Origin of the sequence: Streptomyces sp. NPDC014764 (genome assembly GCF_043082785.1) — a bacterium.
Classification (GTDB): Bacteria; Actinomycetota; Actinomycetes; order Streptomycetales; family Streptomycetaceae; genus Streptomyces; species Streptomyces althioticus.
Genome location: NZ_JBIBXY010000005.1, coordinates 168,573 through 184,285, shown reverse-complemented (window position 1 = coordinate 184,285; position 15,713 = coordinate 168,573). Strand labels below are relative to the sequence as shown.

General features: G+C 73.2%; 16 protein-coding genes. 10 read left to right on the top strand and 6 right to left on the bottom strand.

The features are described 5' to 3' along the window. Nucleotides 1-117: 117 nt before the first annotated feature. Nucleotides 118-810, top strand: a complete 693-nt coding sequence (locus ACF1AG_RS15120) for an MBL fold metallo-hydrolase (RefSeq protein WP_391809839.1) — start codon at nucleotides 118-120, stop codon at nucleotides 808-810. Nucleotides 811-1,013: 203 nt separating this feature from the next. On the opposite strand, the gene ACF1AG_RS15115 is transcribed toward ACF1AG_RS15120, so the two are convergent. Then, entirely contained in the window at nucleotides 1,014-1,397 is a 384-nt protein-coding gene (locus ACF1AG_RS15115) for a signal peptidase I (protein ID WP_359602216.1), read from the bottom strand. Between the two features lie 63 nt (nucleotides 1,398-1,460). Between ACF1AG_RS15115 and ACF1AG_RS15110 the strand changes: the two genes are divergently transcribed. Next, nucleotides 1,461-1,889, top strand: coding sequence for a DUF6228 family protein (locus ACF1AG_RS15110; RefSeq protein ID WP_359602218.1), 429 nt, complete (start codon nucleotides 1,461-1,463; stop codon nucleotides 1,887-1,889). Nucleotides 1,890-2,411: 522 nt separating this feature from the next. Here the strand turns inward: ACF1AG_RS15110 and ACF1AG_RS15105 are convergent. After that, complete coding sequence (locus ACF1AG_RS15105; RefSeq protein WP_359602220.1) at nucleotides 2,412-2,822, bottom strand: DUF4190 domain-containing protein; 411 nt, start codon at nucleotides 2,820-2,822, stop codon at nucleotides 2,412-2,414. A 259-nt stretch (nucleotides 2,823-3,081) separates the two neighbouring features. On the opposite strand from ACF1AG_RS15105, the gene ACF1AG_RS15100 reads away from it, so the two are divergent. The 6 genes from ACF1AG_RS15100 to ACF1AG_RS15075 all read left to right on the top strand — a co-directional run bounded on the left by ACF1AG_RS15100 (nucleotide 3,082) and on the right by ACF1AG_RS15075 (nucleotide 10,498). Continuing rightward, on the top strand, nucleotides 3,082-4,170 hold the full coding sequence (locus tag ACF1AG_RS15100; protein WP_359602222.1) for a LacI family DNA-binding transcriptional regulator: 1,089 nt from the start codon (nucleotides 3,082-3,084) through the stop codon (nucleotides 4,168-4,170). A gap of 345 nt (nucleotides 4,171-4,515) precedes the next feature. Next, nucleotides 4,516-5,757, top strand: coding sequence for a sugar ABC transporter substrate-binding protein (locus tag ACF1AG_RS15095; RefSeq protein WP_359602224.1), 1,242 nt, complete (start codon nucleotides 4,516-4,518; stop codon nucleotides 5,755-5,757). A 5-nt stretch (nucleotides 5,758-5,762) separates the two neighbouring features. Continuing rightward, nucleotides 5,763-6,740: a sugar ABC transporter permease gene (locus tag ACF1AG_RS15090; RefSeq protein WP_359602226.1), complete on the top strand. Its 978-nt coding sequence runs from the start codon at nucleotides 5,763-5,765 to the stop codon at nucleotides 6,738-6,740. Next, on the top strand, nucleotides 6,737-7,621 hold the full coding sequence (locus ACF1AG_RS15085; protein WP_359602228.1) for a carbohydrate ABC transporter permease: 885 nt from the start codon (nucleotides 6,737-6,739) through the stop codon (nucleotides 7,619-7,621). The genes ACF1AG_RS15090 and ACF1AG_RS15085 overlap by 4 nt, the downstream gene beginning before the upstream one ends. A gap of 59 nt (nucleotides 7,622-7,680) precedes the next feature. Continuing rightward, on the top strand, nucleotides 7,681-8,883 hold the full coding sequence (locus ACF1AG_RS15080; RefSeq protein ID WP_387796318.1) for a glycoside hydrolase family 1 protein: 1,203 nt from the start codon (nucleotides 7,681-7,683) through the stop codon (nucleotides 8,881-8,883). A 196-nt stretch (nucleotides 8,884-9,079) separates the two neighbouring features. Then, nucleotides 9,080-10,498: a glucoamylase family protein gene (locus ACF1AG_RS15075; RefSeq protein ID WP_359602231.1), complete on the top strand. Its 1,419-nt coding sequence runs from the start codon at nucleotides 9,080-9,082 to the stop codon at nucleotides 10,496-10,498. A gap of 23 nt (nucleotides 10,499-10,521) precedes the next feature. On the opposite strand, the gene ACF1AG_RS15070 is transcribed toward ACF1AG_RS15075, so the two are convergent. Then, nucleotides 10,522-10,809 carry a muconolactone Delta-isomerase family protein gene (locus ACF1AG_RS15070; protein WP_359602233.1) on the bottom strand — a complete coding sequence of 96 codons (288 nt, stop codon included), beginning with the start codon at nucleotides 10,807-10,809 and terminating at the stop codon, nucleotides 10,522-10,524. 48 nt (nucleotides 10,810-10,857) lie between these two features. Between ACF1AG_RS15070 and ACF1AG_RS15065 the strand changes: the two genes are divergently transcribed. Next, entirely contained in the window at nucleotides 10,858-11,286 is a 429-nt protein-coding gene (locus tag ACF1AG_RS15065) for an OsmC family protein (protein ID WP_387796312.1), read from the top strand. Nucleotides 11,287-11,748: 462 nt separating this feature from the next. Here the strand turns inward: ACF1AG_RS15065 and ACF1AG_RS15060 are convergent, their stop codons facing one another. From ACF1AG_RS15060 to ACF1AG_RS15050, 3 genes are read right to left on the bottom strand one after another with little or no spacing between them, the layout of a single operon-like run. Then, nucleotides 11,749-12,558: a polysaccharide deacetylase family protein gene (locus ACF1AG_RS15060; protein WP_391809838.1), complete on the bottom strand. Its 810-nt coding sequence runs from the start codon at nucleotides 12,556-12,558 to the stop codon at nucleotides 11,749-11,751. A 29-nt stretch (nucleotides 12,559-12,587) separates the two neighbouring features. Then, nucleotides 12,588-13,505 (bottom strand): DMT family transporter, encoded by a 918-nt coding sequence (locus ACF1AG_RS15055; RefSeq protein ID WP_391809837.1) that lies wholly within the window; start codon nucleotides 13,503-13,505, stop codon nucleotides 12,588-12,590. A 13-nt stretch (nucleotides 13,506-13,518) separates the two neighbouring features. Further along, nucleotides 13,519-14,367, bottom strand: a complete 849-nt coding sequence (locus ACF1AG_RS15050; RefSeq protein WP_391809836.1) for an SDR family NAD(P)-dependent oxidoreductase — start codon at nucleotides 14,365-14,367, stop codon at nucleotides 13,519-13,521. A 236-nt stretch (nucleotides 14,368-14,603) separates the two neighbouring features. Here ACF1AG_RS15050 and ACF1AG_RS15045 point away from each other — a divergent pair, with 236 nt between their 5' ends. After that, a complete protein-coding gene (locus tag ACF1AG_RS15045; RefSeq protein WP_359602256.1) occupies nucleotides 14,604-15,692 on the top strand; it encodes a galactosyldiacylglycerol synthase in 1,089 nt (362 codons plus the stop codon). Nucleotides 15,693-15,713: the final 21 nt, after the last annotated feature.

Sequence of the window (15,713 nt, the reverse complement as noted above, 5' to 3'; positions counted from 1 at the left end):
TGCTCGTCCGCACCGCGCCCGGCGCCGGTGCCCGTCAAGCCCCGGGCCGGGCCGAAGAGGCCCACCGCACCGATCGCCGGCCCCCCCCCGCACCTGCTCACCCCCTGGAGTCAGACCATGCATGACCGCATCGCCCCAGGCGTCACCCGCATCGCCACCAGCAAGCGGGACAACGCCTTCCTCGTCGACGGGGACGACGGCTTCACCCTTGTCGACGTCGGCTGGGCCAAAGCTCCTGCCGTTCTGCTCGACACCGTGGCCGCCCTCGGCCGCAAGCCCTCCGACATCCGCCGTGTCGTGCTCACCCACGCCCACCCCGACCACGTCCAGGGCGCCGAGGAACTGCGCCGCCACACCGGCGCCCAGATCTTTGTGCACGCCGCCGACCGGCCCTGGCTCGAAGCGGGGCGCGTCCCCGCCGAGGGGCGCTGCGGTGCACTGGGCCGCTTCATCGACCGACTGCCCGCCTTCCACTGGACCCCGGTCGAGGCGGACGGAACCGTCGCGGACGGTGAGGTCGTCGACCACTCGGGAGGGCTGCGGGTCATCCACACCCCGGGGCACTCGCCCGGCCACATCGTGCTGTTCCACGAGCCCAGCGGCGCCCTCCTGGTGGGCGACGCGGTGTTCAACCGGGGCAAGCTGGCCTTCGGTCCCGCCGCCCTGGCCGCCGACCCGAACATCCGCCGGGCCGGTCTCCAGCGTCTGCCTCACCACATTTCCACCGTCGGATTCGCCCATGGCGTTCCGCTGGGCAGTGAACACATCCCCGCTTTCCGGGAGTTCCTCGCCGAGCTGCCGCAGCAGTGACGGCCGGCTCCGGCATCAGACGCCTGTCCTCGCCGTCTGCTGAGCCTCGTTGAGGAGCTCTTCGAGGCGGAGTCCGCCCTGGCGGCTCTGCACGCCGGCGGCGAGGAGCCGGTGAGCCGGTTCGGCGACCTCGGCGACCTCGGACGTCGATCGCGCTCGCGTTCCCCTCGGCCGCGGACCGGCTCCGCGTCGTGCCGCGTCACTCACGCCGAGGGCCGGCCGTCGTCGCTCACCTTGTAGCCTGGCACGGAAGGCCAACGGACCGTCAGCACCACGGACTCCTCCTCCGCGTACCAGGAGTGGTCGACGCCCTTGCCCCACACGACGTAGTCGCCCTGCTCGGCCAAGAGGACGCTGCGGCCCGGCAGTTCCACGCGGAAGCGTCCGCTGACGAGGACCAGGAGCGCGGTGCGCTCCTCGCCCGTCACCCACCGGGCCCGCTCGTCGCCCGGCGGGTGTACCCCCCACTTGATCTCCACGTCCTCGCTGTGACGGGGATCGGAGACATCCTTGAAGTGCCCCAGCAGCCAGCCCTGGTCGAGCGCCGCATCCTTGCCGGCGTTACCCACGTACACGCTGTCGCTCATGGTGACGGACGGTAGCAGCCGGCCCGGGGTGGTGCTTCCGCCTCGGTCCTCTAACCTGCTCGTGTGATCGACCATGACGAGTCCGGCGCCCTCGTGGTCCAGGTGGGCGAGGGCTTCCAGCTGTCGGAACCGGTCCTGCCGTACGAGGACGACCTCACGCTCCACTTCCTCGTCACGGCACTCGGGCGTTGGGGGAGCGTCGCAACCACGGTGGAGACGTGGGGCGGCGACGGACTCGACACCTTTCTCGCCTCACTCGCCGAAGACTTCCGTGGCTGGCAAGGAGAGCGCATCTGGCACTCGCTCTGCCACGACCTGACCATCTCGGCGGAGCACCACTCCGGTGGCTACGTCCAACTGAGGTGGGTGATCAGCGACGGGGCACCCGCGGAGGAATGGCGGTTCGAGACCAGCACATGGCACCAGGCGGGGGAGGACATGCGCACCCTCGCTGCCGACATCCACGCGTTCATCGCGAGCGTCGCGGTCTAGCCGGCCGCACGCCACAGTGCCGCCCCGATTCTCGGCCGAGTGCCTCGCAGGCGGTTGCTTGCCCCTTCGCGCTGCCGCTGACCCCCACCACGTCCGGTCCGGGTCTGTTGCTCGTCGCCACGGGAGCCTTCATGCCCGGCGCCGGGGTGTCCGCGGCGAACGTCGTCGTCGGCACGTTCCGCCGGGGCTGCTGTGCGCCGCGCCTGCGGGGGAGGGACTCGTCGCCTCGATGTCCACCAGTCGAGGCACGAACGCGATCGGCTCCGCCCTCGGCGGCTTGCCCGGATCGGCCATCGGCACGCGCCCCGCTCTGTGGGCCCCCGACGGCTCCCCCTCGCACTGACCTGGCTGCTCCCGGCACTCAGCCCTGCGGGCAAGGGACGCGAACTGCCGGTGGCCGGCCGCCCGACACGGCACACCGGACCGGCAGTCGGCGCGCCGTCCCCCGCATGACCGCACGCCCCCGGTGCGAACGAGCGGGGCGCGGCACTCCCGCCGCGCCCCACCTCACCCGCACCGCCCTTACCGCTCGTCGACCTCCCGGTCGAAGTCCCGCGCGCAGTCCTGCCGTTCGCTCTGGGTGTTCGCCTGCTCGATGCAGTCCTGGTAGCTCTTGAACTCGTCGCTGTTGATCACGGCCACGCCCAGAGCCAGCAGCACCGACGACACCACGAGCGTCAGCGCGCCCAGCACCGCGCCGATGATCGCCATCGTCCCGTTCGTCGCCACGCCTCGTCTGCCGCGCCGGAAGCCGAGCACGCCGAAGACCACGGCCAGCAGGCCCAGCACGATGCCGCCGAACGCCGTCCAGAACAGCAGGACGCCCACGATGCCCAGGACCAGTGCCGCGATGCCGAAGCCGTTGCGCCGTTCACCCGTCCCCGTAGGCTGCCCGTGGCCCGTGCCGTGGTGTCCTCCGTGCGTCGAAGTCATCCGTCCTCCGTAGGGTGTGAGGGATCGTCAGGGGAACTCGCTCCGTCCGTGTGCCCGGACCCTCCGCCCGCATGCCGGATGCCGGCATCACGGCCGCGGCCAAGGCCGTGGTGTGCCCTTCGGCGTGACGTCATCCATACGCCGAGCCGCCCCTGGCGCGGATCCCTCCCTTGTGTCCTGACCTGCGCCCCACCTACGATGAATGCGCTTTCATCTTGATCGGACTCCACCTGCGCGCACAGACTAGGGATGACCCGCGATGAGTACCGCCCCCACGGTGTACGACGTGGCCGAACGCTCCGGCGTGTCCATCGCCACCGTCTCCCGCGTCTACCGCAACCCCGACTCCGTGCGGGCGCAGACCCGTGAGCGGGTGCTCGCCGCCGCGCGCGACCTCGGCTACGTGCCCAGCGGCAACGCGCGCGGACTCGCCAGCCGCTCCACCGGCGTCCTCGGCCTCTGCTTCCCCGACTACGCCGACCCGGACACCGACGCCGAGGACGACGACGCGGCGATGCTCTACTCCGACCAGATCATCCGCGGCATGGAGCGCGCCGCCCGCCGGCACGGATACGCCCTCCTCATCGCCGCCTCCCTCAAGGGCGGCCCCGAGAGCCTCGTCGCGAAGGTCGCCGGACGTGTCGACGGCTTCGCCGTGATGGCCCGCACCGTGCCCACGGAGGAGCTCGAGGGCATCTCCCGGCGCCGCCCCGTCGTCATGCTCGCAGGGCCCCGCGAGGAGGGCGACCATCTGGACCACCTCGACCACATCGAGGTCGCCAACTTCGACGGACAGCGGGAGCTGACCCGCCACCTCATCGAGGACCACGGCCTGCGCCGCCTCGCCTTCGTCGGCTCCGCCGAGGAGTCCCCGGACGTCGAGGCCCGCTTCCAGGGGTTCCTCGACGCCTGCCGCGCCGCGGGCGTCGACGCCCCCGAGGAGCCCGCCGTACGCGCCGCCATGATGACCCAGGCCGAGGGCGCCCGCGCCGCCGACGCCCTCTGCGGCCGCGGCGACGGGCCGCCCCAGGCCCTGGTCTGCGCCAACGACCAGATGGCCGTCGGCGCCCTCCACGCCCTGGAGCGCCGCGGCGTGACCGTGCCGGACGACGTCGCCGTCACCGGCTTCGACGGCATCCCCCTCGGCCGGCTCGTCCGCCCGACGCTCACCACCGTCCGCCAGCCCATGCTGCGAATGGGGGAGGAGGCGGTCGAACTCCTCGTGCGCCGCCTCAGCGGCACGCCCGGCTCCGGCCCCGTCTCCCTGATGCTCCCCGTCACCGTCGCCCGCCGCGCCAGCTGCGGCTGCGGCCCCGAGGAGCAGTCCGCCGTCGCCATCGGGGCCTGAGGGCCTTCCCTCTCCGCGCGCGGACGGCTCGCTCGCTCACCCCGCCTCCCACACCTTCACCACACCCCCACGGGACGTATCTCACACCCGCTTCCGTACGCCCCGCACCCGGCCTACGTTGCTGAAAGGGCCCTGTGCCCGCCATCGGGGGTGTCCGCCTGTCGCGACGTACGCGCGCAGGTGAGCGCCCCTTTTCCGTGCCCCTCGCGCTGCGGTCAGGGCGCACCGCAGCCGTTACCGGAGTGTGACCCAGCTCCCCCTTGTCACGGCGGAACCCCTCCTACAGAGTCATGTATGCGCTTACAGAATGCGCATACATCAGGAACGCTCGAGGAGGAGCAGTCCATGCACCGCGCCACACCTGCCGCGATCGCCCTCACTGTGGCGTCCGCGCTCACCCTCACCGCCTGCGGCGGCTCCGGTGGCGCGGACGTGGACGCCGATGCCGAGCAGACGCTCACCGTCTGGGCCATGGGCACCGAGGGCGAGAAGCTCGCCGAGGTCGCCGACGTCTACGAGAAGTCCCACCCGAACATCACCGTCAAGGTGACCCCGGTCGGCTGGGACGTGGCGCACCAGAAGCTCGTCGCCGCGGCCGCCGCCGGCAAGCTGCCCGACGTCATGCAGATGGGCGGGACCTACCTCGGCGAGTTCGCCGACATGGGCGTCCTCGAGCCGGTCGACACCAAGGCCGTCAAGGAGGACGCCTTCTTCCCCGCCGCCTGGGAGCAGGCCTCGTACGACGGCGAGACGTACGGCGTGCCCTGGTACGTCGACACCCGCGTCCTCTTCTACCGCACCGACCTCGCCCGCAAGGCCGGTGTCGCCGAGCCGCCCGCCACCATGGACGAGCTTCTGAAGGCCGCCCAGGCCCACCAGGACAAGGCGAGGACCAAGTGGGGACTGTCCGTCCAGCCCGGCGGCCTCGACACGGTGCAGAGCTTCTACCCGTTCCTGTATTCCGCCGGCGGCGAGATCATCGACGAGGACGGCAAGGCGGCCGTCAACAGTTCTGAGGCGGTCAAGGCGCTGGAGACCTACGGCGAGTTCTTCGCCAAGGGCCTCAGCGAGAAGGCGGTCCGGCCCGGCTACGACGTGACCAAGGACTTCAACACCGGCGACGTGCCGATGTTCTTCGGCGGCCCGTGGATCATGTCGCTGCTCGACGAGAACTACCCCGACATCAAGGGCAAGTGGGCCGTCGCTCCGGTGCCCGCCGACAAGGAGTCGGTCTCCATGGCCGGCGGCTCCAGCCTCGCCGTGTCCGCGGACAGCGAGCACAAGGCCGCCGCCAAGGAGTTCATCTCCTTCCTCACCGACGCCGAGGGCCAGTCCGACTGGTACGAGCGCACCCGTGACCTGCCCGCCAACCAGCAGGCCTGGGAGTCCGGCAAGCTCGCCACCGACCCCAAGCTGAAGGTCTGGCGCGAGCAGATGGAGACCGCCAGGACCACGCCGTCCCAGCCCCGGCTGACCGAGATCACCTCCAAGGTGGACTCCGCCATCGAGTCGGTCACCCAGGGCAAGGCCGAAGCCAAGGCCGCCCTGGACAAGGCGCAGGCCGAGATCGAAGGGCTCGTGGAGTAACCGGCATGCCCCTGCTGACCAAGGCGGCCGCCGACCGCGCGGCCCCAGTGACCAGGACCGGCCCGGACGGGCCGCCGGGAGACGGGCGGCGCCCGCGCCGCCCGCTCGGGCGGCACAACCTGTACGGCTGGCTGTTCTCCACGCCGTTCCTGGCGCTGTTCGCCGTCTTCATGGCCTTCCCGATCGTCGCGACGCTCGTGATGAGCTTCACCGACTTCGGAGCCCGCCATGTCACCCGCCCGCTGGACGCGGAGTTCGTCGGCCTGGAGAACTACACCGAGCTCTTCGAGGACGACCGCTTCCTGAAAGCCCTGTTCAACACGGCGTACTTCGTGGTCGTCGGCGTGCCGCTGACCATCCTGCTCGGACTGCTCGTCGCGATCCTGCTGAACAACGGCATCGACCGCGCCCGCACGTTCTTCCGGGTCGGCTTCTACGCCCCGGTGGTCACCGCCATCGTCGCGGTCGCCGTCGTCTGGCGGTTCGTCCTCGACCCGTCCGACGGCCTGATCGCCGGTCTCGCCGCCGAACTGGGCATGACCGCACCGGACTTCCTCGGCTCGGAGACCTGGGCCATGCCCTCGCTCATCGCCATGGCGGTGTGGCGCAACCTCGGGACCGTCATGGTGCTGTTCATCGCCGGCCTCCAGGCCATCCCCGCCGACGTGCGGGAGGCCGCCCGGCTGGACGGCGCCGGCGCCTGGCAGGAGATGCGCCGCATCACCGTGCCGCTGCTGCGGCCCACCATGCTCTACGCCACCGTCATCACCACCATCGGCTACCTCAACGTCTTCGAGGAACCGTTCGTGATGACCCAGGGCGGCCCGTCCGACGCAACGCTGACGGTGTCGCTGGACATGTACCGCGAAGGCTTCAACTTCTTCCACATGGGCTATGCGAGCGCCATGGCGTACGTGCTGTTCGTGGTCATCATGGGCATCACGGTGCTCCAGCTCCGACTGCTGAAGGACAACACCCGATGAGCGCCCCCGCCACGACTCCGCGCCCGGTGTCCAAGCAGGCCCGCCCCCGCGGCCGGAGCCGCGTCCGTACCCCCCTGCTGTACGTCGTCGCCTCACTCGGTCTGCTGGTGACGTCCGCGCCCTTCCTCTGGATGGCGCTGTCCGCCTTCAAGACCCGCCGGGACCTCACCGCGAGCCCGCCGGTGTGGCTCCCCTCCGAGTGGACGCTGAGCAACTTCAGCGCCCTGCTCGACCAGCTCGACATGCCCCGGCACTTCCTGAACAGCCTGATCGTGGCCGTACTGGTCACCCTGTGCAACCTGCTGTTCTGCTCCATGCTCGGCTACGCCCTGGCCAAACTGGAGTTCGCCGGCCGGTCCAAGGTGTTCGGCGTGGTGCTGGCGGCCCTCATGGTCCCCGGCAACCTGCTGATCCTGCCGCTCTACGTGCTGATGACGAAGCTCGGGCTCATCGACACCTACGCGGGCCTGGTGCTGCCCTTCGCAGCGGGGGCGTTCGGCGTGTTCCTGATGCGGCAGTTCATGCAGTCCATCCCCGACGAACTGCTGGAGGCGGCCCGGATCGACGGCGCAGGCGAGTGGTACATCTTCTGGCGCATCGTGCTGCCGCTGGTGAAGCCCGCCCTCGCCACGCTGACGATCTTCACGTTCCTCGGCTCGTGGAACAACTTCGTCTGGCCGCTCATCGCGACCAACGACCCCGACAAGTACACCCTGCCGGTCGCCCTGGCCACCTTCGCCAACGATCCCAACCGGACCGTCGGCGGCGGCAACGGCATGCTGATGGCGGGCTCCCTGCTCGTCGTGCTCCCCGTGCTGCTCGTCTTCGCGGTCCTCCAACGCCACTTCACCCAGGGCATCGCCACCGCCGGACTCAAGTGACCCGTCCCGCCGGCCCGTCCCGCCGGCACCGCCCCACCCCCACCAGAGAGAAAAGGACGATGACGCGTACCTCCCTGCCCTTCCCCGACGGCTTCCTGTGGGGGGCGTCCACCGCCGCCCACCAGATCGAGGGGAACAACGTCAACAGCGACTGGTGGCGGAAGGAACACGACCCGGCGGCGAACATCGCGGAGCCCAGCCTCGACGCCTGCGACAGCTACCACCGCTGGCAGCAGGACATGGACCTGCTCGCCGAACTCGGCTTCACCGACTACCGGTTCAGCGTCGAGTGGGCCCGCATCGAGCCGGTGCGCGGCACCTTCTCGCACGCCGAAATCGCGCACTACCGGCGCATGGTCGACGGCGCCCTCGCCCGTGGCCTTCGCCCCATGGTCACCCTGCACCACTTCACCGTGCCGCAGTGGTTCGAGGACCTCGGCGGCTGGACCGCCGACGGCGCGGCCGACCTGTTCGCCCGCTACGTCGAGCACTGCGCCCCGATCATCTCCGAGGGCGTCCGGCACGTCTGCACCATCAACGAGCCCAACATGATCGCCGTCATGGCGGGCGCGGCCAAGGCCGGCGACCAGGGCTTCCCTCCCGCCGGACTGCCCACCCCCGACGAGGAGACCACCCGCGCCGTCATCGCCGCCCACCACGCCGCCGTCAAGGCCGTACGGGCCATCGGCCCGGACATCCAGGTCGGCTGGACGATCGCCAACCAGGTGTACCAGGCGCTGCCCGGCGCGGAGGCCGTCACCGCCGCCTACCGGTACCCGCGCGAGGACGTCTTCATCGAGGCGGCGCGCGGCGACGACTGGATCGGCGTGCAGTCCTACACCCGCACCAAGATCGGAGCCGACGGGCCCGTCCCCGCCCCCGAGGACGCCGAGCGCACCCTCACCCAGTGGGAGTACTACCCGGCCGCCGTCGGCCACGCCCTGCGCCACACCGCGGACATCGCCGGTCCGGACACGCCGTTGATCGTCACCGAGAACGGCATCGCCACCGCCGACGACACCCGCCGCATCGACTACTACACCGGAGCCCTGGAGGCCGTCTCCGCCGCCCTCGAGGACGGCGTGAAGATCCACGGCTACCTGGCCTGGAGCGCCCTCGACAACTACGAGTGGGGCTCGTACAAGCCCACGTTCGGCCTGATCGCCGTCGACCCGGTCACCTTCGAGCGCACCGCCAAGCCCTCCGCCGTCCGGCTCGGCGGGATGGGCCGCACCCGGCGACTGCCACGCGCCGAGCGCTGATTTCCGCGGCGCCGAAACGCGCCGCCCCCGCGGCATCGAAACGCGCCGCCCCCGGACCCGGGAGCCGGTGGGCCCCTGACACCCACCGGCTCCCGCGCACCCCGTCCCACCGAGCACGACCCCACCGCACGACGCCCCGGCGGCCGGCGCCCCACCGTCCGGCCGCACCCCGCCCTTCCCCGAAGGCAGGAGCCGCATGAACCGTCGTACGTTCCTCACCACCGCCACCCTCACCGCCGCGGCCTCCGCGACCGCCCTCTCCGGCGCCGCACCCGCCGCCGCGGGAGTCCGCACCGGCGCCGGGCACGCCCCGCTCCGCACCTGGTTCGAGGCCACCCACCGTTCCCTCGACGCGATGACCACCGACTTCGGGCTCACCGCCGACAAGATGGACGTCAGCGGCACCGGCGGCCCCGTCCTGTCCGCGCAGACCTCGCCCACCAACATCGGCTGCGGCCTGTGGACCACCGTCGCCGCCGCCGGACTCGGCGTCATCGGCCCCGACACCCTGCACCGCCGCCTCACCCGCACCGTCGCCGCCGTCGAACGGCTGGAGCGCGCCCACGGCTTCTGGCTCAACTGGTACGACGCGCACGACGGCTCCCTGCTGACGACCTGGCCGGAGACCGGCGACCCGGTGCGGCCCTTCCTCTCCAGCGTCGACAACGCCTGGCTGGTCACCGGCCTGATGATCGCCGCCGACGCCGACCCGTCGCTGCGGCCCCGGGTGGCCCGGCTGCTGGAGGACGCCGACTGGTCGTACTTCCACACGCCCTACGACCCGGCCGACCCGGTCGCCGGACCCGGCCAGCTGCGCGGCGGCTACTGGCCCGACAAGCCGGGCAAGGGCGAGCCGACCGGCCACCACTACGGCGCCCTCAACACCGAGCCCCGCATGGCGAGCTATCTCGGCATCGCCGACGGCTCCCTCCCGCCGGAGCACTACTGGCACGTCTTCCGCACCCTCCTGCCCGGCATGGGCCAGGAACAGGAGCCCGAGGGCGCCTGGGTCACGATCGACGGCGTCCGGGTCTGGCAGGGCCACTACACCCACCGGGGCCGCAAGCTCGTCCCCACCTGGGGCGGGTCCATGTTCGAGGCGCTGATGGTGCCGCTCTTCGTGCCCGAACCCGAGTGGTCCCCGCGCTCCTGGGGCACCTCGCACCGCCGCTACGTCCGCGGCCAGATCGACCACGGCCTCGAGGAGGCCGGCTACGGCTACTGGGGCTTCTCGCCCGCCAACATCCCCGACGGCGGGTACAGCGAGTACGGCGTCGACGCCCTCGGCATGCAGGAGGAGGGCTACAACTCCAAGGGAGTGGTCACCCCGCACGCCTCCTTCCTCGCCCTGCCCTACGAGCCCGCCGCGGCCGTCGCCAACCTCGCCGCGCTGGACCGTGACTTCGGCGCGTACGACGACCGCTACGGCTTCCGCGACTCGGTGGACACCGTCACCGGCCGGGTGAGCGACTTCGTCCTCGCCCTGGACCAGGGCATGGTCGCCGCCGCCCTCGCCCAGCAGCTGCGCCCCGGCCTGCTCCAGCGGCCGTTCCGCACGGGCGGTTTCCGTGCCCGGGTGAAGCCGCTGCTCGCGAAGGAGCGCTTCACCATCTGACCTCTGCGGATTCGCGACGCAGGTCAGACCGTGGGGTCGTTGGGGTGCGTCTCCAGTGCCGTGACGACCGCCGTCATCCACGGCCACAGGGGCAGGGTGCCCAGCACCTCCTCGCGCAGCGCCGCCTCGTCCTCGGCACGCCACAGGCCGATGCTGCGCTTCTCGCCGACGGGGCGCCACAGGCGCGCCAGATGCCCGGAGGCCGCGAGCTCACGCGCGCGCACGGCCTCGCGGGCGCGGACCCGGTCGACCTCGGCCGGGTCCGTGCCGTCCGGGACGGTGGTGGTCAGCTCCACCAGGAACTCCCGCATGTCGTTCTCCCTTCGGGGTGAATGCCGTTTCGGGACTACTGTCGACGCATGAGCGAAGCGTCCAAGCGTTCCGTCGTCGTCGAGCGGACGAGCACCGGCCAGTTCGTCGCCACCAACCCGCGTGGCGGGACCGTGCGGTTCGGCACCGACGGGGGTGACGCCTTCACCCCCGTCGAACTGCTGCTCGCCGCCATCGGGGGCTGCTCGGCGGCCGACGTCGACGTGGCCACCGGCCGGCACGCGGAACCCACCGCGTTCTCCGTCGAGGTGAGCGGCGACAAGATCAGCGACGAACAGGGCAACCGCATGACCGGCCTGCGGGTCACCTTCCACGTCGCCTTCCCCGAAGAGGAGGGCGCCGACCGTGCCCGGGCGATCCTCCCGCGCGCGGTGAAGGCGTCCCACGACCGCCTCTGCACGGTAAGCCGCACGGTGGAACTCGGCACGCCGGTCACCACGGAGATCGCGGAGGACTGAGGGCCCTCGCCCCCGTGCGGGCGGGTGCCGTCGCGGTGCCCGCGAACCGGGGGCCAGCCGAGGCGTGCCGTGACCGGCTGGTGGCGACGGCACCGCGTGAGCCACACCGCACCTCCGGGGACCGGAGGTGCGGTGTGGGCAGGCGCCGTGGCGGCGCCCGTCGGGGGGCCGCTCACGCGTGCCGAGATCCGCCGGCGGCGGTGCGGACTCATGCAGCGCGGGGCCGGCCGGTGGCCGGGGCAGCGGTGCGGCTGGGCACCGTCGCGGTGCCCAGGACCGGCGGTCCCCCTCACATGCCCCACGACCGGCCGGTGCCGGGGAATCGCCGCGGACCGCTGCCGTGGCCGCACCGCGGACCGGCGGTCCCCGCCAGGAGCGCCGGCCGAGCCCGCCCGGCGGTCCCCGCCAGGAGCGCCCGCCCAGCCCGTCGTCACCACCGGTCGCCCACGGCCGGCACCCGCCTCACCCATGCCGCGACCGCCCCTGCTCCGGCGCCCGCCGTCGCACCTCGCCCGCCCTTCCCAGCACCCGCGGAGCGGTCGCGTGCACGTCCGCCGTTCCGTGGTCCGTGAGGGGGCCGACCGTCCAGCCGGCCGCGCGCCAGTCCGCCACCAGGCCGGGCAGCGCGCCCAGTGCGGCCCGCCAGCTTCCCGGCGCCGCCGTACGGTCGGTGTCGTGCAGCAGGACCGTGCCGCCGCCGCCCAGGTCCGCCTCGACCGTGGCGCGCACCGACGCGGGAGTGGCCGTGGCCGTCCAGTCCCGGCCCCACGCCGTCCACAGCACCGGACGCAGCCCCGCCGCGCGGGCGGCCGCCCACCGGCCGGACGTCAGGATCCCGTACGGCGGCCGGTACCACCGGGGGGCCACCCCCGTGACGTCCTGAACGGCCTCGACCGCGCGACGCAGGGCGCGGACGTCGCGTGCCGGCGTGGGAAGCCACGGGCGGTCGTGGCTCCAGCCGTGCACGGCCACCTCGTGCCCCCGCCGCGCCGTCTCCCGCACCACGCCGGGATGCCGTACGACCGCGTCGCCGAGGACGAAGAACGTCGCCCGCACACCGAGGCCGTCCAGTGCGTCGAGGAAGCGGGGCGTCGAGACCGGGTCGGGGCCGTCGTCGAAGGTCAGGGCGACATGACGGGGGTGCCCCACGCCGGCGAGACGGGGGGACAGGTGTCTGCGCACCACGGGCAGCCAGGTGGCCGCAGGACCTATGTGCGCCAGGACGCCCGCGGCGAGCGGCAGCGCGGCGGCCCGGGGGACGGATTCGGGCATGGCGGTGACCTCCAGATCACGCGGACGGCTCACGGCGGGCGGGACGCCTGGCGCCGTGCCCCGGAACCGGGGTCGTCCCGCGCCCTGGCCTGGTCCCAGCCGCCCCCGACCGACGGGGCCCGCGCCAGGCCGACGCTGCCGGCGCCCATCAGCGCGATGCCGATCAGCTCCGGGACCACCCGCGCGCCGAGATTGATCTGCTCCCCGAACAGCGCCCACCCGAGGGCGACGCTGGTGAGCGCGTCACCGAGGGTCAGGGCGGGCTGGGACGCGGCCAGCGTGCCCGCCCGGAACGCGGCCTGCAGCAGGAGGAACGCGATGATGCCCACCACGGCGGTGGCGTAGAGCGGCCAGGTCGACAGGACGGCGACCGGGCCGTCCGGAATCAGCCCGGTGACCTCTTTGAGCAGCGCGGCCGTCGCCGAGAACGACACGGCGGACGCCAGCCCCAGCAGCGCGGCGCGTGGCGCGCCCCGCACCGTACGGGACGCCGCCACCAGTGCCGCCACCACCGCCAGCAGGATTCCTCCCGCCGGCCACCAGTGCCCCGGTATCGCCGTGGACCGGCCCGGCGTCGGCGCCGCCGCCGTCAGGAAGAGGGACAGGCCCACCGCCAGGGCGACGAAGGCCAGCCAGGTTCTCAGATCGGGGCGACGCTGGAAGACCAGGCTGCCCACCGCCAGGGTGAACAGCAGCTCGGCCGCCATCAGCGGCTGCACCAGCGCGAGACTGCCCACGCCGAGCGCAGCCGCCTGCAGCACCGTCGACAGGGCGAGCATCCCCGCGCCCGCCACCCAGTGCGGCCGCCGCAGCACGTGTCCCAGCCAGCGCAGCGCCTGCCGCAGACCCTTGCCGCTCTCCGGCTCGTCGGCGGCGGCCCGCCTTTGCAGCACGGAGGCCGCGGCGTTGGCCAACGCCGCGAGAAGCGCCAGGACCACGGTCAGCACGCCGCGGCGCCGCTCATCCGAACGTGGCGGCCAGCCGCCGGTACAGACCCGGCGCCACGCCGCGCACCCTGGCCGGCAGACGCAGCCACGCGGGGACGTAGACCTCGTCGCGCCCCCGGACGGCGGCACGCCACACCGCGTCGGCCACCCGCTCGGGCGGCACCGGCCGGGGCCGGGTCCGCGCGTAGGGCGTACCGCGCCGCTCGAAGAACGGTGTGTCCACCACCCCCGGCACGACGAGGCTCACGCCCACACCCGTGCCGCGCAGCTCGTAGCGCAGCGCGTCGGCGAACACCGCCACCGCCGCCTTCGACGCCGAGTAGACCGCCTCGCCCTGTACCCCGACGGCCCCCGCCAGCGAACCGACGAGCACCGTCCGGCCCGAGCCCGCCTCCACCATGTGGGGGAGCACCTGCCGCACCAGACGCAGCGTGGTCAGCAGATTCACCTCCATCACCTCGTCGAAGGAACGCCGTGTCATGGTGGCGAAGTCACCGGCCCAGCCCACCCCGGCGCACGCCACCAGCAGGTCGAGACGTCCCACCTCGTCGAGTGCGAACCGCGTCAGCCGCCGCTCGGCGGCCGGGCGGGTGAGGTCCTCGGGGAACACGGCGGCTGCCGCGTGCGCGGCCGTCTCGGCCAGGCGCCCCGCGTCCCGGCCGCTCAGCACCAGACGCCACCCCTCCGCGGACAGCCTGCGCGCCACGGCGGCGCCGATGCCCGACGAGGCGCCGGTCACCAGGGCCGTCCCCGGCCGCCGCGCCGCCGCGCCGGGAGGCTCCCTCACGTCGTCGGGGAGCAGCGCGGGTGTCCGGGCGTCGGAAGCGCCGGCCGTACCGGCGCGGGAGGGTGCGTGGGGCATGGGCTGACCTCGGCTGCTGGGCGGACACCGGAAGCGGCCGGCTGGACCACTCCCGTCGTCCGGGAGGGGGTGAGCCCGGAGTATCCAGGTCAGGGACGCCCGAAACGCCCGGCGGGCGTTTCACCGGCGCGTCGGCGGTGACTCAGCAAGACGTGCTCTCGTCCTCCCCGGCCCCGCACCACCGGGGCGCCGACCGCCGGGCCGGCGCCCGCCGCGTGCTGGTGCTCAGCGCGAGCATGGGCGCCGGACACGACACCGTGGCCCGCGAACTCGTCCGGCGCGCCCGCGCACAGGGCCACGAGGCGGAAGCCGTCGACCTCATGCGCCTGCTCCCGTACGGCACGGGCCCCGGGCTGCGCGCCTTCTACCGGACGTCGGTGCGCCACGCGCCCTGGGTGTACGACGGCCTCTACCGGGCGTTCCTGCGCCCCGGCGACCACACCCGCCCCAGTGGAGTCCCGCTCGCCCGGCTCGCCGCCGACGGACTGGAACGGCTCGTGGCGCGGACCGGCGCGGACCTGGTCGTGCCCGTCTTCCACCTGGCCGCGCAGCTCACCGGCCACCTCAGGACGCTGGGCAGGCTGCGCGTCCCCAGCGTGGTGTTCGTCCTCGACTTCGCCGTGCACCGGCAGTGGCTCCACCCGGGCAACGACGCCTGCCTCTGCCTCACCGACCAGGCCGCCGACGACGTGCGCCGGGCCGTCCCCGGCACGCACGTCGAGACCACGGGCCCGGTCGTGGCGCCCGAGTTCTCCGCCCCCGCCCCCGGCGCCGACGACTGGCGGAAACGGTTCGAGCGGTTTGCCCCTGGGCGGCCGCCCGTGCTGCTGTCCGCGGGCGCCTGGGGCGCGGCCGCGGGCCTCGGCGAGACCGCCCGGCTGCTCGCGGGCGCCGGTTACCTCCCCGTGGTGCTGTGCGGCCGCAACCGGGCGCTGCGGTCCCGCACCGCCCGCGTGCCGGGCACGCTCGCCCTGGACTGGGTGACGGACATGCCGGCTCTGCTGCACGCGGTGCGCGCGCTGGTGGACAACGCCGCCGGCCAGACCGCCGTGCAGGCACTCGCCGCCGGGCTGCCGGTCGTCGGCCACCGTCCGCTGCCCGGACACGGCGCCGACGGAGTCCGCCGGACGGCGCAACTGGGCCTTTCCGAGGCCGCCGACGACGGCCCCGCCCTGCTCGACGTCCTGGACCGGCTCGTCACGGAAGGCCCCGTGGGACGCGAGCGGAGGGCGGCACGCGGACGCGCGATCTTCCGCGCCGACGTCCTGGAGCGCGCCGTCGTCCTGGCCGGCCGGTCCGCCGTACCGTCACCCGGCCAGGATTGAGCGCACGCCCGGCCGCCCTCG